Origin of the sequence: Sorangium sp. So ce426 (genome assembly GCF_051475585.1) — a bacterium.
Classification (GTDB): domain Bacteria; phylum Myxococcota_A; class Polyangia; order Polyangiales; family Polyangiaceae; genus Sorangium; species Sorangium cellulosum_B.
This window is the reverse complement of the sequence record NZ_CP150341.1, coordinates 1,041,264-1,064,240: the sequence shown is the minus strand read 5'-3', so window position 1 is coordinate 1,064,240 and position 22,977 is coordinate 1,041,264. Positions and strand designations below refer to the sequence as shown.

Here is a 22,977-nt window from a genome sequence, read left to right as displayed (position 1 = left end):
ACCGCCTGTCGACGGCGAGAGGCTACCGCGTCAGCCGGAGCTCCGAGAACGGAGACGCCGGCGCTCCGGCCTTCGAGGGCCGCGGGACCGTTCGCAGCGGCGGCAAGGGCAGCGGAACGACCTCCCACGATACCCGCCCCCGCGGCCCCGGGGGCAGCGGCGTCGGGGTCGGCGACAGCGGGGTCGGCGACAGCGGGGTCGGCGACGGCGGATCGCCCAGCTCGGCCGCGCTGAGCTGCTGCGTGCTGCCGTCGCCGGACAGCGTTGTCTCCGTCGCGGCCGCGTAGGCCTCGGCTTGCTCGAGGACCCGCACGAAGTTCCCGCCCAGCAGGCGGAGGATGTCCGCATCCGAGTACCCGCGGCGGATGAGCTCCAGCGTGAGGTTCGGGGCCCCGGCGCTGCCAGCGAGCCCCTCCTTGAGCGCCTCGCTCCCCTCGAAGACGGAGCCGAGGGCGACATGCTCGATCCCCGCGACCTTCACCACGTGGTCGATATGGTCGACGATCCGCCACAGCGGCGGCGTCTTCTCCCCCTCCTGGGCCCTGAGCTTCTCGATCTCCTCGCGGAGCGCCTTCGTGTCGCCCGGGAGCCTCTCGCCGAGCTCCTTGAGGTGCGCCCCGTACTTCTGCGCGAAGCGCGCCGACTGCTCGGCATACGCCTCGTCCAGGAAGAGCGCCCAGGAGTTCACCATGACGAGGCCGCCGTTCTCCGCGACCGCGCGCAGCATGTAATCGTCGAGGTTGCGGCGGCGGTGGCCGGCGGCGGGCATCGTGGACGAGGTGATGATCGGCGCCCTGGCCACCTTCATGACGCCCTGGAACGTGCTGTCCGATGCATGCGAGACGTCGACGAGCATGCCGATCCGCTGCATCTCGCGGATCACGGCCTCACCGAAGGGGGCGAGGCCGCGGTCGCGGACGTACCCGGCATCGAGCGCGCCTCCCGCGGAGCCTGCCCAGTCGTTCGTGCTCGTGTGCGTGATCGCCATGGTGCGGACGCCGAGGCGGTAGAACGAGCGCAGCGCAGGCAGGGAGTTCTCGATGGCGTGCCCGCCCTCGATGCCCATGATCACGGCGATCCTGCCGTCGCGCTCGGCGCGGCGCATGTCTTTCGCGTTGCGCACGAGCAGCAGCGCCTCGCGGTGGCGCTCGACCTGCCGGTGGGTCGCTTCGATGAGATCGAGCGCGCGGCGCGCGGCGCTGCCGCCGAGCCGCGAGGACACCGAGGGCGCGGACGCGCCGACGTGGATCGGGAAGAACGCGCCGGTGACGCCCGCCGCCTTGATCCTGGCGACCTCCGCGGCCATCAGCCCGTCGTCCGAGCTCACCTGAGCGAACGAGCCGCCGAGGAGCAGCGAGGGCACGCCGCCGTGGCCATCCACGAGGATCGCCTTGGCCTGCAGCCGCGCGGCCCGCTGCTCCGGCGCCTCGTTCCCCGGTGGGATCGCCGTGAGATCGGGCGGCGACGTGTACCAGGGCCCGACGTCGGCGGCGGACGGCGCGAAGACATCGGGCGCCGCCGCGGGCGCGGGGGAACGAACGCAGGCCGCGAGCGACGCGGCGGCGAGCAGCGCGAGCATGGGCGAAGTGCGCATGACCGGATCGTACCATGCGAGCTCGGCGGGAAAGCCAGCGATGAAGGCGGCAGGATCGTGCGCCGGAGCGGCGAGGCAGCACCGCCGCTGGGCGCCGACATATCGGCACAGGTGGCCCCCTGTGACGCGATGGCCCCCATGGGAAGCCACCGTGGCATGAAGACGGCGCCGCCGGCGGGCGTCGTCCTTGCTCTCTCTCGCCTCGTCGACGCGGGCGCCCCGCAGCTCGCCCCCCGACGGGAGCCCGGCCGGCGAAGACCGTCGCGCCGGCCTCCTCACGAGCTTACACGAACAGGCGGACTCGCTGTGCGATGAAGGCGGCCCCGATCGGCGACGAGAGTGCAACGCCGTTCCGGCCGAACGCGTGCGACGAGTCCGTCTCCAGCCACAGAATGCGCATGAAAGCACCTTTGTTGTGAGCTCTATCCATCGTGCGTCCGCCTCTGTGCCCAATCGGGATCTCGACATCGCGCCCAGACACGCTGCCGCGTCATCGCCGCGGCATGTCACTTGACAAGAAGAGGCCTCTTGTAATGCTAGAAAGCATGTATGGACCGCTATTTCGGCATGTTCTGTTCCCGTTGTACGAGACCCACATACGGAGACGGGCAACCCTGACGCGACTGCATGAGATCGAACAATCGCAGTGGCGCCCGGAGCGCGAAATTCGAGAGCTGTCCTTTCGAAGGATGCTCGACGCGCTCCGCTTCGCCGAGCAGAAGGTGCCTTTCTATCGGCGCCGCTTCGCCGAGCATGGGGTACGTGTAGCAGACGTGAAGGCGCCAGAGGACCTCGTGCGGTTCCCCGTTCTGACCAAGGCAGATATCCTCGCCCACGGGCGCGAGCTGCTCGCCGAGGGGTACACGGGCAAACTGATCGCGAGCGCGACGGGCGGCTCCACCGGGGAGTCGCTGCGGTTCTACCTGGACCACGGCACCTACGAGCATCGGATCGCCGCGGCGATGCGGTCGGACGGCTGGGCTGGAGCGAAGGTGGGGGAGAAGGAGCTCCACATCTGGGGGACACCCATCCTCAACGAGAGCCTCCTCAAGAAGAGGAAGCGCGAGCTGCACGAGGCCATTCTCCGCAAGAAGTACGTGAGCGCGTTCGACCTGTCCGAACAGCGGCTCGCCGCCGTCGTGGACGACATCGTACGCTACCGACCTAACCTGATCATCGGCTATACGAACCCGCTCTACCACACGGCGCGCTTCGCCCTCGAGACGGGCCGCGAGCTGCCGGCGCCCAGAGGCCTCGTGTGCTCCGCCGAGCGGCTCTTCGACCACCAGCGCTGGACCATCGAGCGCGCCTTCAACGCACCCCTGTTCAACCGATATGGATGCAGGGAGGTGATGCTGCTCGCCTCGGAGTGCGACCGGCACGAAGGGCTGCACATCAACATGGAGGGGGCCTACCTGGAGCTGGTGCACGATGGCCGGCACGCGACGCCCGGCGAGCCTGGCGAGGTGATCGTGAGCGACCTTATCTCCCGGTCGATGCCGCTGCTCCGCTACAAGAACGAGGACATCGCCATCGGGTCCGCGTCGGCGTGCTCGTGTGGGCGAGGTCTGCCGCTCCTCGCCTCGGTCGAAGGGCGGGTGCTCGACATGATCGTGGGACCGGACGGACGGCTCCTGGCGGGCGAGTTTTTCCCCCACCTGCTCAAGGACTACCCGTCGGTGAAGCGCTACCAGGTCCACCAGGATCGGAGCGGGGCCATCACGATCAAGATCGTCCCGGCGAAGGATTACCAGGACGAGCACGCGCGCCTCATCGAGCAGGCGCTCCGCAAGCAGCTCGGCGACCGAGCCGTCCTTCGGATTCGCGTGGTCGACGATATCGCGCTCACCCGCGGCGGCAAGCACCGCGTGACGATCTCCGACGTGCCGAGCAGGCTCGACGCGCGGAGGGATCCACCGCAGGCGAGCACGCTGGCGGCCTCCGCGGGGAGCGGCTTGGAACACCGCGCCAGCTGATCGACTGTCGAGATGGGGGCGCGGGGCGGGTCGTGAACGCGTCCCGCTGCCTCTCGGATCGCCGAGATCTCCCACGCCCCCTGCGACGAGCTTGCCTCAGGCCACGGCCCGCTCGCTGTCCCCGAATGCCGTGTGCGCGAGCAGCTGCAGCAGCTCGCCCGCGCTCTCCTCCCACGAGGGTGGCGCCGCCTCGGCGAACGCGCGCTCGTCCCAGGGCCGCGCAAGCGCCTCGCCGAGCGCCCTGGTGAGCGCCCTCACGTCGCGCGGCGGGACGAGCAGGCCTGTGCGACCGCCGGTGACCACGTCCGGGATGCCTCCGACGCTCGTAGCCACCACCGGGCGGCCGACGGCCAGCGCCTCGAGCACCACATTGGGAGTTCCTTCCGCCCAGCTCGGCAGCGTCAGCAAATCGCCGGCGGCCATGTAGCGCGCGACCGAGCGGAGCGGGAGCTCGCCAGTCGCGATGATCCGACCGCCCGCGCCCTGAGCGGCCTTGAGGCGCGCCGCGGCCTGGTCGACGGCTGTCCGGGCCGGTCCGGCGCCGACGAGCACGAGGTGGGTGGGCTCGCCCCCCTGCCGGGCGAGCGCCTCGAACGCCTCGAGCAGATCGAGGGTGCCCTTCGTCGGCTTGAGGTCACCGACGAAGGTGATGATGCGGCCGCGCTCCGGGAGGCCGAGCTCGCGCCGGGCGGCGAGCCGGTCGCTCGGGTGGAAGATCGCGCGGTCGACGCCATTGCGGACGACGACCGCGCGGCCCGGCGCCGCGCCGAACGCGGTGAGCAGCTCGGCCATCGGACGACTCACGGCGATCGCGTACGATGCGGACCGAACCGCGCTGGCGACGAGCGGGCGCACCGAGCGCCAGCCGGCCACGACGTTCACGTCCGTGCCGTGTGCTTTGACGACGTAAGGAAGGCCGAGCAGCCGCGCGAGCACCGCCGCCGCGCAGGCGTCCGGATACAGCCACGCGCCGACCACGACGTCGAACCGCCCGAGCAGCCGCGGGATGTGGGGCAGCAGCCCCGTGAGGTAGAGCGGCGCGTTCACGGGCGCGAGGAGGCTGCCCGCGCCGGGCAGATACGGCGCGCGCGGGTGCACCACCGAGATGCCGTCTATCACGTCGCGCTCTGGCACCTCCGCCAGTCGCCCCGTGCGCGTTCGCGCGCCCAGCAGCGAGATCCCCGGGTGGTAGGGGATCGCCGCGAACACCTCGACCGCGCAGCGGCGCGAGAGGGCCGCGAGCTGCTGGCGCTGGAAGGCACAGGCGAACGGCTCAACGCGGTTCGGAAAGAGGCGCGTCACCCAGAGGACACGCGGCCTTCTTGGTCGTCCCTCCCCTTTCAGCCTGGAGCTCGGGCTCACTCGGGGGCTCGCATTCGGACTGGGATCCGTGAACAACATATCCAGCATGATGCAACCTTCCTCCAGGGATCGGCGCGAGCTCCGTGGTGCGTTCTGCCGATCGACGTCGGCGCCCGTGCTGCGCGCGACCTTGCTTACCAGGCGCCTTGGCGCGCAGAACGACTCCCGTTCGCTGGCAGCGAGCGAGTCGTCCCCCTGCACGACTGATACCGCATACGAAGCTCGTGTCGAGTGGCTTTTTCCAGCGATGTGAGGTTTCAAGCATTGCTCGATGTGGGAGGAGCCGTGCGTCCTGCGTGCTCTCGTGGAGGGCGATCGAGCCTGGTTGGTGTCCCAGACACTCGGCTCAGGCGGCCCTCCTTGCGTCCAGACGGCAGGCGGCGTACCGCGGCGCCGGCGCGCGCCACGAAGGCCATCGGCGGTCGGATTCGAGCAGGAGACCTCATGTCGCTATCGAGCTTGGCACGATGGTCGTACCCCTGTGCGAGCCATCATGAACTCAATGCGCTCCTCGACCCTGGCCGCCGTCCTCTTTCCATACCTATCTTGCCGGACGAGGACGGGATTGCCGCTCGTTGCATTCATCGCTTGCGCTCTGGATCTCGGCACCAAGCTCGATCGACACGGCGGCCTCCTCCCGTTCGACGCGCGCGCGCGCCGGCACGCGCCACGGAGGCCGCGATCGGCTAGGCTCGCGCAGGAGACCCTATGTCGCTCAGACAGCGCGATTACATCCTCCGCATGATCGAGCAGCTCGCCGAGGCCATCGGCCGGATCGCCGGGCTCCGGCGCGCCGGCCAGCTCGACGAGGCGGAGCTGCTCGTCCGCACCACCGCCGACGGGCTCTTCGGCCCGATGCGGGACATGCTCGACCGGCTCGACGCCGCGGGCGCGGCCACCCTGCTCGGCGACCACGAGAAGATCGGCGCGTACGCGGCGCTCTGCGCGGAGCAGGCCGAGATCCTCGAGCTCCGGGGCCGGGCCGCGCAGGCGCTCGCGGAGCGCAGGCGCGCGCTCGAGCTCTACCTCGAGGCGGTGAGCCGCGCGCCCGAGGGCAGCCCCCGCGCGCAGGGGGCCGCGCGCGCGCTCCTCGGCCGGCTGGACGCCGCGCGCCTGCCGGAGCGGTACCGCGCCCTCGCCGCGAAGCTCGGCTGATCGGGGCAGCGGGGCTCGCCTGCCGCGCGCGCTGCGCCCCGCGCTGAATGCCGGGTTGCAACGGCGCTGGCGCGCGACCATGACATGGGGAGCCCCTGTGGAGACGACCCCCTCGTCCGCCAGCTTCGCCGCGCTCGGCATCGCACCTGCCCTCCTAAGCGTGCTCGCCGAGCTCGGTTACGAGGAGCCCACGCCGATCCAGCGCGAGGCGATCCCGCACCTCCTGACCGGGCGCGACCTGCTGGGGCAGGCCGCCACCGGGACCGGGAAGACGGCCGCGTTCGCGCTGCCGCTGCTCCAGCGCCTCGAGATCGGCGGCGAGCCGCCCCGCCTCCCCCAGGCGCTCGTGCTCGTGCCGACCCGCGAGCTGGCGATGCAGGTGGCCGAGGCGATGCACCGCTACGGCCGCCGGCTCGGCGTGCAGGTGCTGTCCGTGTACGGCGGCCAGCCCTTCGGGCAGCAGCTGCGCGCGCTCCGCCGCGGGGTCCACGTCATCGTGGCCACGCCGGGCCGGACGCTCGATCACATCGGGCGCGGCACGCTCGCGCTCGACGGCATCCGCACCGTCGTGCTCGACGAGGCCGACGAGATGCTCGACATGGGCTTCGCCGAGGCGCTCGAGGAGATCCTCTCGGCCACGCCGGGCGCGCGGCAGACCGTGCTCTTCTCCGCGACGCTGCCCCCGCGGATCGCCGCGATCGCCGGCCGGCACCTGCGCGAGCCGGTGCGGGTCAAGATCGCGGGCGAGAAGGCGGCCCCGGGCGAGCTCCCCCGCGTCCGCCAGACGGCGTACATCGTGCCGCGGGCGCACAAGTCCGCCGCGCTGACCCGGGTGCTCGACATGGAGGACCCGTCGTCGGCCATCCTCTTCTGCCGCACCCGCAACGAGGTCGACGAGCTGACCGAGGCGCTGCGCGCCCGCGGTTACGAGGCCCAGGCGCTCCACGGCGGGTTCTCGCAGGAGCACCGCGATCGCGTGATGGCCCGCTTCCGCGCCGGCACGGCCGAGCTGCTCGTCGCCACCGACGTCGCGGCGCGGGGGCTCGACATCGAGCATGTCTCGCACGTCATCAACTACGACGTCCCCTGCGCCCCCGAGGTGTACGTCCACCGCATCGGCCGCACGGGGCGCGCCGGCCGCGAGGGCGCGGCGATCACGCTGGTCGAGCCGCGCGAGCACTACCTGATCCGCAACGTCGAGCGGCTCACCGGGCAGCGCATCGAGGCCGCCACCCTCCCGACCGTGGCCGACCTGCGCGCGCGGCGCCTGGAGCTGACGCGCGCCTCGCTGCGGGAGGCGCTCATCGAGGGCGGCGCCGAGCGGTTCCGGGTCGTTGTCGAGGGGCTCGCCGACGAGTTCGACGTGATGGACATCGCGGCGGCGGCGGTGAAGCTCGCCCACGACGCGACGGAGGGGGACCGGGAGGAGGACGAGGCGGAGATCCCGTCGTTCCGGCCGCCTCCGCGCGGGCCGGAGCGCGCCCGCGACGATCGGGCGCCGCGCGGCCCCGCGGGCCCGCGCGGGCGCCCGGGCGAGGCGCAGGCGCGGCCGCGGCGGGAGACGCGAGAGGCGCGGGAGACCGACGGCAACGTCGCCCGGCTGTACGTCAGCGCGGGGCGCGCCGCGGGCATCCGCCCGGCCGATCTGGTCGGCGCCATCGCGAACGAGGCGTCGCTGAGCTCCCGCGACATCGGCGCCATCGAGATCGCCGACGGCTTCTCCACGGTGGAGGTCCCGGCCGACGCGGCCGACGCCGTCATCGAGGCGCTGCGCGCCACGCGGCTGAAGGGCCGCAAGGTCCAGGTCCGCCGGGACGACGCCGGGTCCCGCGAGCCGCGAGGCGGGGCGGCCGAGGCCCGCGGCAGCGTGCCTGGGGCACGCGGCGGCGTGGCTGAGGCTCGCGGCGAGGCGGCCGAGGCCGCGCCGCGCGCCGGCTCAGCCGAGACCCGGAACGGCGCGGCGGGCATGGCGCCCCCGCGGCGTCGCCCACGGGCCTGAGCTCCACGGAGATGGGGATTGGCGCGCCGCGCCGCCCGAGGCGCCAGGCTCAGTCGGCGGTGGTCTTCCGCCGCTGGAACTGGGCGAACAGCCCGGCGCGGACGTCGTCGTGCAGCGGCTCGCCCGGGAGCCCCTGGAGCGCGTCGATCGTCAGATCCATCTGCTTCAGGTAGGTGCGGCACCTGTCGCACCACGCGAGGTGCCGCGCGCAGCCCTCCTCCTGCTCGGAGGACAGCTTTCCCTCGCTCCTGTCCGTGATCATCTCGGTCAGCTGACAGCACGTGACGATCATGCGCGCTCACCCCTCGTCATGTAGCGCTCGAGCGCGGCCCTGAGCTTCGATCGGCCACGGTGCAAGAGGACCCGCTGGTTCGCCTCGCTGATACCCAGGATCTCGCAGACCTCGTCGGACGGACACCCCTCCACGTCGCGCAAGAGGACCACCGCGCGCTGTCCAGGCGCCAGCGTCTCGAGCTCGCGCTGCAGCACGGCGCCTGTCTCCTTGCGCAGCAAGAGCACCTCCGGGCTCTGCTCCGTCCACGGAACAGGCGGAGTCGCCCAGTCACCGGTGCTGTCGAATCGGGCCGGATCGACCGCCGGCTCGCCGCCGTGATCCCCGTCCTCCAGCCAGGAGACGGGGACCATGCGCTTCTCTCGAGTGCCCCACGTCCTGGCGCGGTTCGTCAGGATCCTGAACACCCATGTCTTCAGCGCGGAGCGCCCCTCGAAGCGCACGAGCCCATCGAAGACCGCCGCCCAGGTCTCCTGGACGACCTCCTGCGCGCCCGCGGGGCCGGCGACCGCACGGGCGAGCCGGAGCATGGGTGTGTGGAGCTGAGTCACGAGCTGCTCGAAGGCCTGCTCGTCCCCCGCGAGCAGCCGGCGGACGAGCGCGATGTCGTCCGCCGGCGCCGCGCAGGCGGGCGCAGCCGCGCTGTCCGGCGCGGCGGGCGCCGCGGGCGCGAGGAGCGGGCCTACCTCGGCCGATGCGCGCTGCGCCGTTGCGGCCTGTCTGCCGTCAGCGGCGGCCGAGGGGTCATGGGACACGCGGGGCACGGTATCACGCCGCCGAGCCCCGCTTCAATCGACGCGGCTCCGGGGCCGCGCCCCGCGGACGATGACGGACGCCGCCCCGGTCACAGCGACAGCAGCGCGTCCGCGACCTCTTTCGGCTTCGTCAAGAACGGGGCGTGGCCCGCGTCGATCGAGATGACCCGCTCGCAGGGCAAGGCGGTGTATTGCTGCTTCTGCTCTGCAGGGCTGATGGCGAGATCCTGGAGCGCCTCGATGTAGACCCGGGGGACCCTCCCCCACCGCTCCGCCGTCACATGGATCGGCTCGTCGAACGGCTTCGCGGGCTCCTCGCGCAGGTGGCTCTCGAGCCGCGCGACGTCCTCCGGAGAGCAATCCTGGCAGAAGGCGTTCGCGGCCCACCCCTCCTTGAAGGTCAGCGTCGTGCCGTCCTCCGAAGGGGCCGCGTACGCCTTGATCGCGGCCCCTTCGTCGTCGGCCCACTCCTGGCTCAGCGACTGGCCGTCTTTGAGCAGGAAGGCGGTCAGGTAGACGAGCTTCTTCACCTTGTCGGGCCGCTGCTCGGCGGCCTGGCTCACCACGGTGCCGCCCATGCTGTGGCCGACGAGGATCACGGGGCGCGAGGCGCTGTCGATGGCCTCCACCACGGCGTCGGTATAGGCCTCCAGGCCGGCGTCCGCGAGGGGCGTCTGGTCCTCGCCGTGAGCGGGGAGATCGAGGGCGATCACCTCGTTGCCGCCCGCCTCGAGGAGCGGCACCACCTTGTCCCATGCCCATGCGCCCACGAAGGCGCCGTGGACGAGGACATACGTGTTCTTGTCCGAGCCCTGGGCCCCGCCCCCCGTGCCCCCGTCCGTGTCGCTGCCGCCGCAGCCGGGCAGCGCGGACGACATGAGCGCAGCGGCCGAGATCATGGTGGCAGACCGCAGGACCTTGCGAAGCAGACCGTTCATGGATGTCTCCTCATCGTCGCGAGGCTCTCCTCGAGCGCGACGTCATCGGTATTTCGACGTGCGATGGATGCGCGCGCCCCTGCGCCCGGACGTGTCCCCGGCGCCGCGACGGCTATCCCGCTACCTGCACAGTCTCGGAGGGGGCCCGAACGTTACAGCCTGTTCAAGAAATCTTCCGGAGGGGGCCGGGGCCGCGTCCCGGCGGCGGGACGGCGCCGGGCGCGGAGGCGCGGTGACAACCGGCGCGCCCGGCGGACCTGGTGGCGATGGGCGTTCTGGGCTAGACGCGTCGCCATGCCACCGGAGAGCGCCCTGCCTGGCGGAGACGATCTCGTCGCGCGCGACCGCCGCTGCGTGATGCACCCCTACGCGGCGCCCATCTCGAGCGCGCCGCTCTTCGCGGTCGAGCGCGCGGAGGGCGTTCGCCTCACCCTGACCGACGGCCGCGAGCTCATCGACGGCATGGCGTCCTGGTGGGCCGCCATCCACGGCTACGCGCACCCGGCGCTGACGGCGGCGATCAGCGCCCAGCTCGGGCGGATGAGCCACGTGATGTTCGGGGGGCTCACCCACGCGCCCGCGGTCGAGCTGTGCGAGACGCTCGTGGCGCTCACGCCCGAGCCGCTGACGCGCGTCTTCCTCGCCGACTCCGGATCCGTGTCGGTCGAGGTGGCCATCAAGCTCGCTCTCCAGTTCTTCATCGCGCAGGGGCAGCCCGAGAAGCGCCGCCTGATCAGCGCGCTCGCCGGCTACCACGGCGACACGTTCGGCGCGATGGCGGCCACCGATCCCGTCAATGGCATGCACCACCTCTTCCGCGGCGCGCTCGCGCAGCACCTGTTCGCGGAGGCGCCCGGGCCGGCGTTCGACGCGCCCTGGTCGCCGGACGCCCTGAGCAGCATGGCCGCGCTGCTCGAGCGGCACGCGCACGAGGTCGCCGCCGTGATCCTCGAGCCGATCGCGCAGAACGCCGGCGGGATGCGCTTTTACCACCCGCAGTACCTGCGCGAGCTGCGCGCGCTCTGCGACCGCCACGGCGTGCTGCTCATCTTCGACGAGATCGCGACCAACTTCGGCCGCACCGGGGAGCTGTTCGGCTGCAACCACGCGGGCGTCGCGCCGGACATCATGTGCCTCGGCAAGGCCCTCACCGGCGGCATGATGACCCTGGCCGCCACGCTCTGCACGGAGCGCGTGGCCGCGACGATCGCGGGCAACGAGCCGCGCGTGTTCATGCACGGCCCGACGTACATGGGCAATCCGCTCGCCTGCAGCGCCGCGCTGGCCAGCGTCCGGCTCCTGCTCGCCTCGCCGTGGCGCGCGCGCGTCTCGGCCATCGAGGCGCAGCTCCGCCGCGAGCTCGCCCCTTGCCGCGCGCTCGACGCGGTGGCCGACGTGCGCGTGCTCGGCGCCATCGGCGTTGTCGAGCTCAAGCAGCCCGTCGACACGGCGCGCGTGCAGCCGGCGTTCGTGGAGCGCGGCGTCTGGTTACGGCCTTTCGGGAAGCTGGTCTATACCATGCCGCCTTACATCATCGAGCCAGCCGACCTGTCACGCATCAGCGAGGCGATCGTGGGTGTGGTGTCGGGGATCTGAGCCGCGGGACGGCGCGCCTCGGGTGAAGGGCGCCCTTGAATCGAACCTGGACGCCCGCCTGGACCCCCCGCCGTGCTAGCGTGCGCGCGCAAGCCATCCCACGGGAGATACGAACATGACCAAGGGCGCATGTCTTTGCGGAACGGTCCGCTTCGAGATCGGCGGTCCGTTCCAGACCATGCTGAACTGTCACTGCTCGATGTGCCGCAAGTTCAACGGCACGGCGTTCACCACGGCCGTCGTCGCGCCGCTGGCCGGCTTTCGCTGGCTCGCCGGCGAGGACGCCATCCGCCCCTCCTGCGCGAGCGACCGTCGCTCCTTCTGCGGCACCTGCGGCTCGGCCACGCCGATGCTCCTCCCCGAGAGGCAGCTCGCCGTGCTCCATGCCGGCAACCTGGAGGGCGATCTCGGGATCGAGCCGAAGTTCCACCAGTTCGTCGGCTCGAAGGCGCCCTGGTACACGATCACGGATTCCCTGCCGCAATTCGAGGAATGGCCGCCCCAGATACAGGCGCCGGTCGTCTCGCGCCCCGTGGCCCCGCCGAAAGAGGGCGTCACCCAGGGGAGCTGCCTGTGCGGCAGCGTCGCCTTCGAGTTCGACGGCACGCCCCTCCGCATGGTGAGCTGCCACTGCAAGCGCTGTCGCCTCGGGCGCAGCGCCGCGCACGCGACCAACGTCTTCGTCGCCCTGGACAGCTTCCGCTGGATCCACGGTGACGCGCAGATCGCGAGTTACAAGGTGCCCGACGCGCGGTTCTTCACCGTCGCGTTCTGCAAGCGCTGCGGCGGCGCGGCCCCGCGCCAGTCACCCGAGCGCGGCTTCGCCGTGGTGCCCGCGGGTACGCTCGACACCGATCCCGGCATCCGCCCCGCAGCCCACATCTTCGTCGACTCCAAGGCGAGCTGGTTCCCGATCACGGACGACCTGCCGCGGTTCGCCGAGTACCCGCCCCTGTCCTGACGCTGCGATCAGGCGATCTGCCACGGCACCGTCACCGTACCGGCTGTCATGGACCGGCCCTGCGCTCAGGGTGCGGTCACGAGGAGAGCAGCGCAAAGCGCTGTACCCAGCGCTGAGAGGGACACCCTCACCGAGGGAAGACACGAGATTTCGCAGCCGCGCGAGCCGCTGCGCCGATCCAGGGGATCACCCGCCTGCCAGGCCCCACACCTCCGCGAGCGCGAGGATGCGGGCATGCTCCGGCACCGCCTCGAGGAAACTGCGGCGCAGGTCGAGAGACTCGATGGCGTCCGCCTCGGCATGCAGCTGATCGCAGGCAGCGACGAGCGCTGCCCGGGCCGCGCCGACGTCACCGCAGGCGTGGAGCGTCTCGGCCCAGGCGAGGCGCACGAGCGCTTCGTCTTCATCGAGACCTCCGAGGCGCTCGACAAGCTCGATCGCCTCGCGTGCCGCGGCAAGCGCCTCCACGGCGCGCCCGGCTCGGAGCAGGGTTTGGGCGAGCGTGGCGTGCGCGATGGCCTGCAGCGCGGGGTACGCCTGGGTCTCGCCGATCGCAGTGGTCGCCTGCGCGAACGCCTGTACAAGCTCGCCTAGCGCGAGCAGAGCTTGCGCGAGCAGCACCCTGGCCTGGGCCATCTGCCTGCCATTGGCGAACGCTCGCGCCTCCTCGATGACCCCGGCCGCCAGCGTCATGACATCGGCTTTCTGGCCCCGTGCCATGCCGATGTGCCCCAGATAGATGCTGGCCGCATTCACCGCATAAAGCAGGTCGAGCTGAACCGCAACCCGCTTTGCCTCATGGAGCGTCGATTCTGCCAGCCCGTAAGCGCCGAGTCGCCTTTGCGTCACGCCCAAGTTCACGCACATCAGGCACGCGTCCCGCAGCGCGCCGCCGCGCTCGTAGGCATGAAAAGCAGCCTGAGTGAGGTGCAGCGACAACTCGAGTCGACGGGGCTTGAAGCACGCTGCAATGCTCCTCGTGGCGTGGAGATGCCCCGCTAGACCGGGCTCCAGATGCTCCGGCTGCACTCCGCCCATGACGCCCTCGAGCGCGTCGGCGGCGGCGTGGCGCCCGAGCTCTCGCAGCCATGTGGTGGCGCTGTACCAGGCGAGGAGGAATTCCCGGTCGAGCGCCGCGCCCTCCCGGTCGAGCGGCAGCGACGACGCCACCGCCTCGAGCTGCTCCGCCTTCCCGAGCGCCCCGCTCGCCCAGGCGAGCATCGCCAGCGCGGCATACGCCACCCTGCTCCCCGCGGGCGTCAGGCCAACCGCCGCCTTCGCCGCACGCTCCGCGTCCACGAACGCGCCCCGCCAGTTGTGCGCGGTCGCCGCGAGCGCGTGCAACCGTCCAGCGGCATCGTCCCCCGGCGCGCAGGCCAGCGCTCGGTCCACCCGAGCGAGCGCGCCTTCGAGGTCGCTCGCCTCCATCGCCTGCTCCGCCGCCCGCTCGTAGCACCGCGCCGCCGCCTCGATCGCCTCGCCGTGCTCATGGTGCTCAGCCAGCACCAGCGCGTCGCGCTCGCCGGCCTCCTCCAGCCACACGCCGGCGAGCCGGTGGCCGAGCCGCCGATCCACCTCGGTCAGCATGCTGTAGGCCGCCTCGCGCACGAGCCCGTGCCGGAAGGCGAACTCCGCCTCTCCGGCGAACCGTGGCTCGGGCTGCCGCACGATCCACTCGCGCCGCTCCAGATCCGCGAGGCGTGCGTCGAGCGCCGCGCTTCCCTCCTGCCGGAGCCCCAGGAGGCGCCCCGCCGCGCCGCGCCAGAACACCTCGCCGAGCACGCTCCCGGCGCGCAGCAGCCGCCGCGCCTCGGCGTCGAGGTCCTGGAGCCTCGCCTGCACCATCGCCAGCACCGTCTCCGGCGCCTCGCGCGCGTCCCGCCCCTCGGCCGCGGCGCGCACGAGCTCCTCCACGAAGAACGGGTTGCCCGCGGCGCGCCGCACGATCTCCGCCGCGTGCTCCGCGTCGGAGCGATCGCCCAGGGCCGCCTGCACCATCCGCTCGCAGGCCCGGCGGGGCAGCTCGCCGAGCCCGAGCTCCATCGTGCCCCGCCCGGCCCAGAGCGCAGGGAAGGTCGCCCGCACCTCCGGCCGCGCCAGGGCGAGCACCATGAGCGGCTGTTCCTCCAGGAGGCGCAGCGCCGCGCCCACGCACTCGACGGTCGGGAGGTCGCCCCAGTGCAGATCCTCCAGCACGAGCAGCACCGGGCGCTCGCGGCACTCGGCGCGGACGAAATCGACCCACGCCCGCCGGAGCTGGTCGCCCATGAGCAACGGATCGCGCCGGGCCGCGCGCAGCTGCACGCGCCCTTCGCCCGGGAACGGGGCGCCGATCATTTCTCCCAGGAACTCGGTCACCCGCTCCCGGAGCGCCGGGTCCACGTGCCGGGCCACGCGGGCCGCGAGCTGCTCCCGGCGGCGCTCGAGGGGCTCGCCGTCGACCAGGTGAACGGCGCGGCGCACCACCTGCCCGAGGAGATCGAGGGGCGCCCCCGCCCGCGCGGGATCCGCCTGCGCGATCCAGATCTCGGGCGGCTCGGCCCGCGCCCTGAGCCGCCGCACGAGCTCCAGGCGCAGGCGTGACTTGCCCATGCCCGCCGCCGCGATCACGAGCCCCGCGCGCGCGCAGGGCTCGCCTGAACACTCGTCGAACAGGTCTTCCAGGGCGCGCAGCTCCCGGTCGCGCCCCACGAACGGGGTGGGCCTGCCGAGCAGCGTGCGCGCCTCATCGAACGGATCACGCTCGCCGACGACCGCCTGGGCCCGGGGCCCATTCGCGATCTCGAAGCCCGGCCCGAGGAGGCTGGCCGTGATCGCGTCGACGAGCACCGGGGCCTGCGCTTCCGATGCACCGTCGCCCGGCGGCCTGGCGTCGCCGCCTACGAGCAGCGCGGAGGCGCGGTCGATGACCGGGCCGATGGGTTGCCCGCCACCGAGCGCGTCCCACCCGGTCGCGACCGCCAGCCGGGCGCCGGGCAGGAGCTTCCGCAGCGCGAGGCCGCAGCGAACGGCGCGCGCGGCCAGGTCGATCGGCGTCGCCGCGCCCGTGAGGACCGCGGCGACCCCGCCGTCCTGCAGCGGCTCGAGGCGGCCGCCGTGCTCGGCCGCCGCGCGGCGCAGGTCCACCAGGGACGACCCCGTCCTTGGCGGCGCCGTGATCTTCGCTCGCGCATCGATCGTGGAGGCCTCCGCGCACGGCGCCGTGGCGGCATCCGCATGCGGCGCCGTGCCGGCCTCGCCGCGCGGCCCCGTGGAGGAGGCCTCGCTGCCCACCCGCATGGCCTCCTTGGCCCACAGCGCGACGTGCGTGGCCGGGAGGAAAGGCACGCCCACCCTGGCCAGGATCACGCTGACGAGCCCCCGCTCGCGGCGCGTCAGCGCCGGCGCAAACAGCTCCGCGGCCGCATGCTTTGCCGAGCGCGCAGCGAGCAGGCTGGCCGCCGCGGCCGCGTCCTCGGGCCGGCCTTCGCGGTCCTTCGCCATGAGCCGCGCCGTGAGCAGGTCGACGGCCTCGGGCACCTCGCCCCGCAGCGCGCTCGGCCTGAGCGCGTCCTCGAAGAGCACCTTCACGAACACCGCGAACACGTGCTCGCCCAAGTAAGGCGGCTGGCCGGTGAGGCACTCGAACAGGATGCACCCGAGCGCGTACACGTCCGCGCGTGCGTCGATGTCCAGCTCGCCGCGGATCTGCTCCGGCGCCATGTAGGCGGGCGTTCCAATGGGCACGCCGGGCTCGGTCAGCCCGCCGGTCGCTGCGGCGTCGCGCGCAATCCCGAAATCGAGGAGCTTGACCCGATCGAGCCGACCGCCCTGCAGGAACAGGTTCGCCGGCTTGAGATCGCGGTGGATCACGCCGCGGCCGTGCACGAGCGACAGCGCCTCGGCCACGCGGTGGACCAGGGCGAGCCCCTCCTCGACGCCGAGCGGCCCGCGGGCGAGCCGCGACGCGAGGTCCTCGCCCTCGAGCCACTCCATGGCGAGGTAGTGCTGTCCCTGGTCAGAGACGCCGTGGGCGACGAGGCGCGCGATCGCCGGATGCCGGAGCTCAGCCAGGAGCCGCGCCTCCCGCTGGAACCGCGCGACGAGCTGCGCGTCCGAGCCTCTCAAGAGCTTGAGCGCGACCGGCTCACCATCCTGCCGATCGCGCGCGCGATAGACGTCGCCCATGCCTCCGATGCCGGCGACGCGCTCGAGCTCGAACCGACCGGCAAGGATCCTCGGCGACTCCCCCCTGTGCATCCCCTGATGATACCGCCCCAGTCGTCCGGTACGCGTGATGAGAATCGGAGGCGCCCGGCGATTACGACACGGCACATTCCTGGAAGGACAGAATGCGCTCGTCGCACGGGCATGCCGTCGCCGGCGAGCGCACGCTCGGGGGTCTCGCCAGCGGCGGACTCGAGCCCGAAGGAGCGGACCTTGACGACCTCGAGCTCGCCGATGTGCACCTCGAGGGCGCTTCCGCCGGAGGTCTGGACCAGGGGAGTGAGCCGTGATCCCGATGGCTCAGAGTCTGACCACCTCGGCGATGATCTCCACAGGATCTTCCTCGTCAGGAACGTGGAAGCGCACCTTGAAGATCGCTGCCTCGTCATCCTGCATGAACAGTACGGTCTCGCCCGGGGGAAGCCAGAATTTCTCGTGCATCTTGTCGCCGACGCCATCGATATCTTTCGTCGACACCTTGCTCTTCTCATCGAGCTCAGGGCTCGTGAAGAAGCCGGGGTTTCCATAAGTGTAGTCTCGGGGAACGGTCGGGCTCTGATCGGAGGGCCGGAGGTCGCTCTCGGCCACGAAGTACAGATGGGGAGTGGTGCCTGGAGCGCTGCGACTATAGAAGAAATCGAGCGCGGCGCTCCTCTCCCTGTGCCGGCCCACGACGTTCTCCGCGATCTCCCCGGCCCGGCTCTGCAAGGCCCGGCGAAATCCGGTCGTGACATCCTCGGCGGTGATACCGAGATCAACACCGTGGAGTGCGTAGACGGGCTGGGCGCCGCCCTCCGTGATCTCGGGGTTGCCATCTGCTGTCGGATCGTGGACAGCGACCTGTGCCACCTCGGTGATCAGCTCCCAGAGGAACTGAGCGTTCGGTACCCGAGGCGGCGGATCGGGCGGGAAGGAGAGGTCAAAGTTGAATACCGTCCAACCGCGAGGATCATCGCCTTGCCCGATGTTCACGCCCATCACGCATCCATCGCTCAATCGCCAGTAACACGACGTGAACTCGCGATCGCGATAGGCAAGGTAGGCCTTCGCCACGATGGGCTCGAGCAGAAACGGGGAAACCTTCCAGATCGTTCCATCCCCTACCGGCGCATCGGGGGAATTGCCCTGGCAAGCCGGCGTCTCGGTGCAAGACGGCACGCTGCTGGACAGCTCGCGCAGGGCGAGCCGGAGGTCGATTGTCGGGAACGCTGCGACACCAGCGATCTGAAGCTTCTCAGCGTCGCTGAAATCGAACCGGAGCGGCGCATCGCCCTCCTGGATGAACATAGCGCCACCGCCCTTCGACAGATCGACCCCCATGACCCGTCGGAGTCCGGACTCGGCGACCATGCGCATCTTGAAATCGGACTGGAGCAGATCGTTCGTCGCCGTGAACGTGCCATCGTCCCTGACAAGCACGCCCGGGTGATCACCAGAGGGGCCCAGCTTCTCGGAGAGCCGCGTGAGATTGTCCAGTGCTTCGTGAAGGGTGATGGGCAACTTCTGACCATCCATGTCAACAATGGCCGGATGCGTGCCAAGCAACTGCTGCTGGAGCGCCCGAATGAGCTCATCCGTCGGCAAGAGCGGATCGGTCCGCGAGGTGCCAAGAGCATCGGCGAGAATACTGGCAAAATCGTACGAGAAAGCCTCTCGGTTGCTGTCGAAAAAATTGCTTAAACTCATCGAGCGACGTCCCGGTGACGCCGGCGTTGGCGGGCGTCATGGTGAGCACGCGGAGGACCGCGAACTCCGGCGATGTCCGCCATTCCGCCCCGAAGCTCTCGCCCAGCGGCGTCAGCGAGCAATCGTAGCCGGGGTCCACGGCGTCATTCTGCCATGAGCTACCGCACGCGTTCTGGATCTGCTCGAGCGCGCTCCGGAGCAGCCACTCGGTATCGAGCTCAAGGAGCGTAAGCTGCGCTGCACCGTCCTCGCCCACCAGATCGAGTGTCTCCTCTTTGTCCAGCGTGAGCTCCGTGGCGGACACCGGCTCATCGTCGATGCGTATGCTGAAAAACCGAGGTTCTCCGAGCGTGGTGTCGCCGCCCTGGCCGCCTGAGCCGGATCCCCCCGCATCATCGCTAACACCGCCAGCACCGCCAGCACCGCCAGCACCGATTCTATAGCTGTCCCAGTCAGCCCCGAGGATCTGGGCGCACCCCGCCATTAACGTGATAGCCATGCCCAGTCCCATCACGCGATTCCTCAGGTACACCTCTACCATGAACCTCAACATCCTTACATTGGAGCACCATGTCAAGGGCTATCGGCAGCGCGCTCCAGCGAGGGACGACTATCCCAGCTTTGCAGCGCAGCGCGGCTTTGGGCAGCGTAGCTCGATTTGACCGAGCACGGCGCAACCTGGTGAAGACCGGCGGGAGCGCACCACCGAAAGGGGCAACTCCTCGAAATGCTTCACACCAACGAGGGCTGAGTGGGCGGCGGCAGCCGCGGAACTCGCGCGCGGCTCATCCGCCAGCCGGCGCTCGGGCCCGCGTGGCCTCGCGGCCATCCGGGCCCGGCTGGATGTCCGAGGCGAGCCCCACCGCCGCGAGCGCGCGGAGGAACAGGAACGCGACGTCGTGCTGCCCCAGTGCAATCCCCTGCCGAGCGGCGCGGGAAGGCGTCGTGGTTGTTGAGCCACCCTTCGCCAAACGTCACGACCGCCACCCCGCCCACGTTGCGGCGCCCGTGCGCGTTCCGCACGCGCTGCGGGAGCGTGGCGCCGCCCGAGCGCGGCTTTGCCGTGGTGCCCGCCAGCACGCTCGACACCAATCCCGGCGCCCGCCCACGGCGCGGTCGCTCAGGACCCCGGGCGCCGCCCGGCCCGGAGCGCGTCTCGCCGAGCGAGCAGCCACGCGTGCGCCTCGCCCTCCGTGTCGAAGAACTGCTGCGGGTAGGGCTGTCCTGTGAGCATTTGCACGCCCTTCGCGAGGAGCGCCACGATCACGCGCATGGAAAAGCTCGCTCCGATCATCGCGACCGCATCGACGCGCGTGCTCCGCACCTCTTCCGTGACTGCCTTACGCGCCGAAGCGGAGATAGGGCCCATGTGACGCGCGTCGGCGAGCACCAGGACGTCGCGGCCGCTCTCCGCCACGCGCCGGAGCGCGCCGAGGACAGCGCGCACTCGGTCTTCTGTGACCTCGCCGCGGATCGCCACCCGCACGATGCCGTCGGGGTCGTCACGAACATCGGGGCTCGCGTCCTTGGGGCCGAGATCGCTCATGCCAACCATACTAGCGCCTCGGCCGCGCGGCGGGGTGCGTACTCTCACGGCCCGCCGGGCCCAGCTGGAGGTCCGAGGCGAGCCCCACCGCCGCGATCACGCGATCTGCCACGGCACCGTCACCGTACGGGCTGCCCTGGAGCGCCCCCGAGCACACGCGCGATCGCTCAGGTGCCCGGGCGCCGCCCGGCCCGGAGCGCGTCTCGCCGAGCGAGCAGCCACGCGCGCGCCTCGCCCTCTGCGTCAAAGAACTGCTGTGGATAGGGCTGGCTCGTGAGCATCTGCACGCCCTTCGCGATGAGCGTCGCGATCACGCGCAGCGAAAAGCTCGCTCCGATGATCGCGACCGCACCGATGCGCGCGCGCTGCACCCCGTCCGCCGCCACCTTGCGCGCCGGAGCCAGGATAGAGCCCATGCGACGCACGTCGGCGAGCAGCAGGACGTCGCGGCCGCCCTCCGACACGCGCTGTAGCACGGCGACGAGAGCGCGCGCTCGGTCTTCCGTGAGCTCGCCATGGATCTCCAGCCGCACGACGCCATCGGGCTCCTCACGAACATCGAGGCTCGCGTCCTCGGGGCCGAGATCGCTCATGCTCCGCATGCTAGCGCCTCTGCGGAGAAGAGATCCAAACGTTTCGGACACGTCAGGCCCCAGCTGCGCAACCTGCCCCGGATGGACGGAGCATTCTCCTGTGCGTTCCGACCCCCTCCTGGGAAAGGCACCTTGTATCAACAGCTGACCCGCACGTCGAAGGGGCCGCCTTCACTCCGCGGCTCCGCCATCGCCCGGCGCTCTTCCGAGAAGGCCGGAGCCAGCGGTCGACACGAGGGGAGCCGCCGCTCGTGCCCGCGCGCCCTCACGTCCGTCCGGGCTCGGCTGGATGTCCGAAGCGAGCCCGACCGCCGCGGGGCCTGTTCGGCCCTTCATGGCGGATCCCCCATGCCCTCACGCGGCCGCGCTGGAGCGGCCCGCCCGGCGGGGCCGGATCCGCGCGAGGCCGCGCGGATCGGCTCTGCAGGACGACGCCTCGATGCGCTGCGGATCGAGGCCGAGCTCCCGCATCTTCTCCGCGTCCCAGGCCTCGATCGGATCGCGCCCGGCGATGTAGCTGCGTGATCGGTTGGCGAGCGGCGCGCGCAGGCTCATCACCTCGGGCGCCGACATGACGACGCACGCCTTGTAACGGGGCAGATCGCTCGTCATCAGCCGATTCCACACGTGGCGGCCCACGTTGTGGAGGCTCCCCAGCGCGCGGCTCAGGCGCTGGAAATGGTCGATCACCTCGGAGGGGTGCAGCCGAGGCGGGCGGTGGCAGAGGGTGTATCCATCGAGGTCCCGGCTGATCACCCCCGGAAGGAGCCGGCCCTCGGCCGCCACCTGCGCGAAGAAGGGCGTCTCCGGGTACGGGCAGACGATGCCCAGGAAGGTCGGGCAGTGATCGCCGAGATCATGCAGGTACTCGGGCACCCGCTCGAGGTAATCGTTGGTGTCCCCGTCCGCGCCCACGAGGAGCCCGAAGGAGAGGACGATCCCGCTCGCGAAGGCCCGCTGGATGACCTCCCGGACCTCGCTCAGCTTGTTCTGGCCCTTGTTCATCGAGCTGATCGACTCGGGGTTCAGCGACTCGAGCCCTGTGTAGACGTAGCGGCACCCTGCCCGCCCCATGAGGCGGACCAGCTCCGGGTCGCGCAGCACGTTGAACGTGAGCGCGCAGCCCCAGATCTTCTTGAGGGGCATCAGCGCCTCGCAGAGCTCGCGCAGGTAGCGGGGCGAGCCCCCCAGGTTGTTGTCGAGGAAGCTGAACACATTGTTGGTCACCCCCGGGATGCGCTGGTTGAAGATCATCCGGTCGCGGATGTCCCGGATCACGTGGTCGATGGGGCGATAGCGATACTGTTCGTGCCCGGTCAAAACGCAGAAATTGCAGGAGAAGGGGCACCCGCGCGATGCCTCGATGCCCGGCAGGCGGACGAGGTTGTTCCTGTAAACGACAAGGTCATAGCGGTAGGTGGGGATCTGCTCCGGGGGCACCGGCGGGAGCGCATAGGCGGGCTGGAGCTCGCCCCGCTGGAAGTCGGCGATCAGGGCCGGGAGGTTGGCCTCCGGGTCCTCCGCGACCACGGCGTCGAAGTACTGCAGCGCGTCCGCGCGGAAATGGCTCGCGTGCCGCCCGCCGGCCACCGTGGTCATGCCTTGCCGCCGGAACAGCGTGGAGAGGACCTTGGTGTGCTCGTAGTAGGCGTGCAGGTACGAGAAGAACACCAGGTCCCAGTGGCGGTCGAGCGGGATGTCCGTTTCCTTCTCGTTGTAGAGCTCGATCTCGGCGTCGGGCGGGCACAGGGCCGCGAGCAGCTCGGGCACGGACGATTGCATGATCGAGCGCTCCTTGCGGAGCAGTCGGCTCGGGTGCGTATAGGTCGAGATGATTGCGATGCGCATCGAGGACACTCCTGGTTCAGTTCAGGACGTATCACACCCTCGAGGCAAGGAGGACAGAGACGAGGAGGCGGGCAGGAGCGCCACAAATGCGCCCTACACTGGGCAGGGGTCAGCCCAGCGAGCACTCCACACGACATGAGGACACAAGAGGAACCTTGGTCGGCCCCCCGGATCCTCAGGCGCTAACCAGGCTCGTCCGGTCGCGCTCAGGGGCACGCCCCCCTCCGCCCCACCATCGGTCACCAACGTGGTCGTGAACGTGGTCGTGAACGGCAGGCCGTGAACGTGGTCGTGGTCGTGGTCGTCAACGGCAGGCCGTGAACGACCACGACCACGACCACGTAAACGTAAACGTAAACGTTCAGAGGCAGGAGAACGCGGCGCGAATCTTGGTTAACGCCCGGGCACGGGTCCCACCCCCGTCATGGTCGCGTAGACGAATCGCACGATTCAAATGTAATTAACATTAC

17 protein-coding genes are annotated in these 22,977 nt (G+C 70.9%); 6 read left to right on the top strand and 11 right to left on the bottom strand.

Features of this window, described 5'->3' with window-relative positions; translation table 11 throughout:
- Positions 1–22: 22 nt before the first annotated feature.
- Positions 23–1,594, bottom strand: coding sequence for a dipeptidase (locus WMF44_RS03965; RefSeq protein ID WP_437297786.1), 1,572 nt, complete (start codon positions 1,592–1,594; stop codon positions 23–25).
- Between the two features lie 689 nt (positions 1,595–2,283).
- On the opposite strand from WMF44_RS03965, the gene WMF44_RS03960 reads away from it, so the two are divergent.
- Positions 2,284–3,570 (top strand): phenylacetate--CoA ligase family protein, encoded by a 1,287-nt coding sequence (locus tag WMF44_RS03960; RefSeq protein WP_437297785.1) that lies wholly within the window; start codon positions 2,284–2,286, stop codon positions 3,568–3,570.
- A 96-nt stretch (positions 3,571–3,666) separates the two neighbouring features.
- On the opposite strand, the gene WMF44_RS03955 is transcribed toward WMF44_RS03960, so the two are convergent.
- Positions 3,667–4,872 carry a glycosyltransferase family 4 protein gene (locus tag WMF44_RS03955; protein ID WP_437297784.1) on the bottom strand — a complete coding sequence of 402 codons (1,206 nt, stop codon included), beginning with the start codon at positions 4,870–4,872 and terminating at the stop codon, positions 3,667–3,669.
- A gap of 768 nt (positions 4,873–5,640) precedes the next feature.
- Here WMF44_RS03955 and WMF44_RS03950 point away from each other — a divergent pair.
- Together WMF44_RS03950 and WMF44_RS03945 are read left to right on the top strand one after the other, a co-directional pair.
- Positions 5,641–6,087 (top strand): hypothetical protein, encoded by a 447-nt coding sequence (locus WMF44_RS03950; protein WP_437297783.1) that lies wholly within the window; start codon positions 5,641–5,643, stop codon positions 6,085–6,087.
- Between the two features lie 79 nt (positions 6,088–6,166).
- Positions 6,167–8,086 (top strand): DEAD/DEAH box helicase, encoded by a 1,920-nt coding sequence (locus WMF44_RS03945; RefSeq protein ID WP_437297782.1) that lies wholly within the window; start codon positions 6,167–6,169, stop codon positions 8,084–8,086.
- A gap of 49 nt (positions 8,087–8,135) precedes the next feature.
- Here WMF44_RS03945 and WMF44_RS03940 read toward each other — a convergent pair whose 3' ends face one another.
- The 3 genes from WMF44_RS03940 to WMF44_RS03930 form a co-directional block, all read right to left on the bottom strand.
- On the bottom strand, positions 8,136–8,378 hold the full coding sequence (locus tag WMF44_RS03940) for an anti-sigma factor family protein (protein ID WP_437297781.1): 243 nt from the start codon (positions 8,376–8,378) through the stop codon (positions 8,136–8,138).
- Positions 8,375–9,142: an RNA polymerase sigma factor gene (locus tag WMF44_RS03935; protein WP_437297780.1), complete on the bottom strand. Its 768-nt coding sequence runs from the start codon at positions 9,140–9,142 to the stop codon at positions 8,375–8,377. Before WMF44_RS03935 ends, WMF44_RS03940 begins: the two co-directional genes overlap by 4 nt.
- A gap of 80 nt (positions 9,143–9,222) precedes the next feature.
- Positions 9,223–10,071, bottom strand: coding sequence for an alpha/beta fold hydrolase (locus WMF44_RS03930; protein WP_437297779.1), 849 nt, complete (start codon positions 10,069–10,071; stop codon positions 9,223–9,225).
- 294 nt (positions 10,072–10,365) lie between these two features.
- Between WMF44_RS03930 and bioA the strand changes: the two genes are divergently transcribed.
- Together bioA and WMF44_RS03920 are read left to right on the top strand one after the other, a co-directional pair.
- Positions 10,366–11,667: an adenosylmethionine--8-amino-7-oxononanoate transaminase gene (gene bioA / locus WMF44_RS03925; protein ID WP_437297778.1), complete on the top strand. Its 1,302-nt coding sequence runs from the start codon at positions 10,366–10,368 to the stop codon at positions 11,665–11,667.
- A gap of 115 nt (positions 11,668–11,782) precedes the next feature.
- On the top strand, positions 11,783–12,628 hold the full coding sequence (locus WMF44_RS03920; RefSeq protein WP_437297777.1) for a GFA family protein: 846 nt from the start codon (positions 11,783–11,785) through the stop codon (positions 12,626–12,628).
- A 186-nt stretch (positions 12,629–12,814) separates the two neighbouring features.
- On the opposite strand, the gene WMF44_RS03915 is transcribed toward WMF44_RS03920, so the two are convergent.
- The 3 genes from WMF44_RS03915 to WMF44_RS03905 all read right to left on the bottom strand — a co-directional run bounded on the left by WMF44_RS03915 (position 12,815) and on the right by WMF44_RS03905 (position 19,061).
- Positions 12,815–16,867 carry a serine/threonine-protein kinase gene (locus tag WMF44_RS03915; RefSeq protein ID WP_437297776.1) on the bottom strand — a complete coding sequence of 1,351 codons (4,053 nt, stop codon included), beginning with the start codon at positions 16,865–16,867 and terminating at the stop codon, positions 12,815–12,817.
- 267 nt (positions 16,868–17,134) lie between these two features.
- On the bottom strand, positions 17,135–18,520 hold the full coding sequence (locus WMF44_RS03910) for a hypothetical protein (RefSeq protein WP_437297775.1): 1,386 nt from the start codon (positions 18,518–18,520) through the stop codon (positions 17,135–17,137).
- Positions 18,405–19,061, bottom strand: a complete 657-nt coding sequence (locus tag WMF44_RS03905) for a hypothetical protein (RefSeq protein ID WP_437297774.1) — start codon at positions 19,059–19,061, stop codon at positions 18,405–18,407. The genes WMF44_RS03910 and WMF44_RS03905 overlap by 116 nt, the downstream gene beginning before the upstream one ends.
- Between WMF44_RS03905 and WMF44_RS03900 the strand changes: the two genes are divergently transcribed.
- Positions 19,060–19,182 (top strand): hypothetical protein, encoded by a 123-nt coding sequence (locus WMF44_RS03900; RefSeq protein WP_437297773.1) that lies wholly within the window; start codon positions 19,060–19,062, stop codon positions 19,180–19,182. The genes WMF44_RS03905 and WMF44_RS03900 overlap by 2 nt on opposite strands.
- Positions 19,183–19,640: 458 nt before the next feature.
- On the opposite strand, the gene WMF44_RS03895 is transcribed toward WMF44_RS03900, so the two are convergent.
- The 3 genes from WMF44_RS03895 to WMF44_RS03885 form a co-directional block, all read right to left on the bottom strand.
- Positions 19,641–20,066: an STAS/SEC14 domain-containing protein gene (locus WMF44_RS03895; protein ID WP_437297772.1), complete on the bottom strand. Its 426-nt coding sequence runs from the start codon at positions 20,064–20,066 to the stop codon at positions 19,641–19,643.
- A gap of 167 nt (positions 20,067–20,233) precedes the next feature.
- A complete protein-coding gene (locus WMF44_RS03890; RefSeq protein ID WP_437297771.1) occupies positions 20,234–20,659 on the bottom strand; it encodes an STAS/SEC14 domain-containing protein in 426 nt (141 codons plus the stop codon).
- A gap of 354 nt (positions 20,660–21,013) precedes the next feature.
- On the bottom strand, positions 21,014–22,507 hold the full coding sequence (locus WMF44_RS03885; protein WP_437297770.1) for a B12-binding domain-containing radical SAM protein: 1,494 nt from the start codon (positions 22,505–22,507) through the stop codon (positions 21,014–21,016).
- Positions 22,508–22,977 lie beyond the last annotated feature (470 nt).

What these genes read in the sequence shown, in the direction of transcription:
- WMF44_RS03965 (WP_437297786.1), bottom strand. Translation starts at nt 1,594, where the DNA reads ATGCGCACTTCGCCCATGCTCGCGCTGCTCGCCGCCGCGTCGCTCGCG.
- WMF44_RS03960 (WP_437297785.1), top strand. Translation starts at nt 2,284, where the DNA reads ATGCTCGACGCGCTCCGCTTCGCCGAGCAGAAGGTGCCTTTCTATCGG.
- WMF44_RS03950 (WP_437297783.1), top strand. Translation starts at nt 5,641, where the DNA reads ATGTCGCTCAGACAGCGCGATTACATCCTCCGCATGATCGAGCAGCTC.
- WMF44_RS03945 (WP_437297782.1), top strand. Translation starts at nt 6,167, where the DNA reads ATGACATGGGGAGCCCCTGTGGAGACGACCCCCTCGTCCGCCAGCTTC.
- WMF44_RS03940 (WP_437297781.1), bottom strand. Translation starts at nt 8,378, where the DNA reads ATGATCGTCACGTGCTGTCAGCTGACCGAGATGATCACGGACAGGAGC.
- WMF44_RS03930 (WP_437297779.1), bottom strand. Translation starts at nt 10,071, where the DNA reads ATGAACGGTCTGCTTCGCAAGGTCCTGCGGTCTGCCACCATGATCTCG.
- bioA (WP_437297778.1), top strand. Translation starts at nt 10,366, where the DNA reads ATGCCACCGGAGAGCGCCCTGCCTGGCGGAGACGATCTCGTCGCGCGC.
- WMF44_RS03920 (WP_437297777.1), top strand. Translation starts at nt 11,783, where the DNA reads ATGACCAAGGGCGCATGTCTTTGCGGAACGGTCCGCTTCGAGATCGGC.
- WMF44_RS03915 (WP_437297776.1), bottom strand. Translation starts at nt 16,867, where the DNA reads ATGCACAGGGGGGAGTCGCCGAGGATCCTTGCCGGTCGGTTCGAGCTC.
- WMF44_RS03910 (WP_437297775.1), bottom strand. Translation starts at nt 18,520, where the DNA reads ATGAGTTTAAGCAATTTTTTCGACAGCAACCGAGAGGCTTTCTCGTAC.
- WMF44_RS03900 (WP_437297773.1), top strand. Translation starts at nt 19,060, where the DNA reads ATGAACCTCAACATCCTTACATTGGAGCACCATGTCAAGGGCTATCGG.
- WMF44_RS03905 (WP_437297774.1), bottom strand. Translation starts at nt 19,061, where the DNA reads ATGGTAGAGGTGTACCTGAGGAATCGCGTGATGGGACTGGGCATGGCT.
- WMF44_RS03895 (WP_437297772.1), bottom strand. Translation starts at nt 20,066, where the DNA reads ATGAGCGATCTCGGCCCCAAGGACGCGAGCCCCGATGTTCGTGACGAC.
- WMF44_RS03890 (WP_437297771.1), bottom strand. Translation starts at nt 20,659, where the DNA reads ATGAGCGATCTCGGCCCCGAGGACGCGAGCCTCGATGTTCGTGAGGAG.
- WMF44_RS03885 (WP_437297770.1), bottom strand. Translation starts at nt 22,507, where the DNA reads ATGCGCATCGCAATCATCTCGACCTATACGCACCCGAGCCGACTGCTC.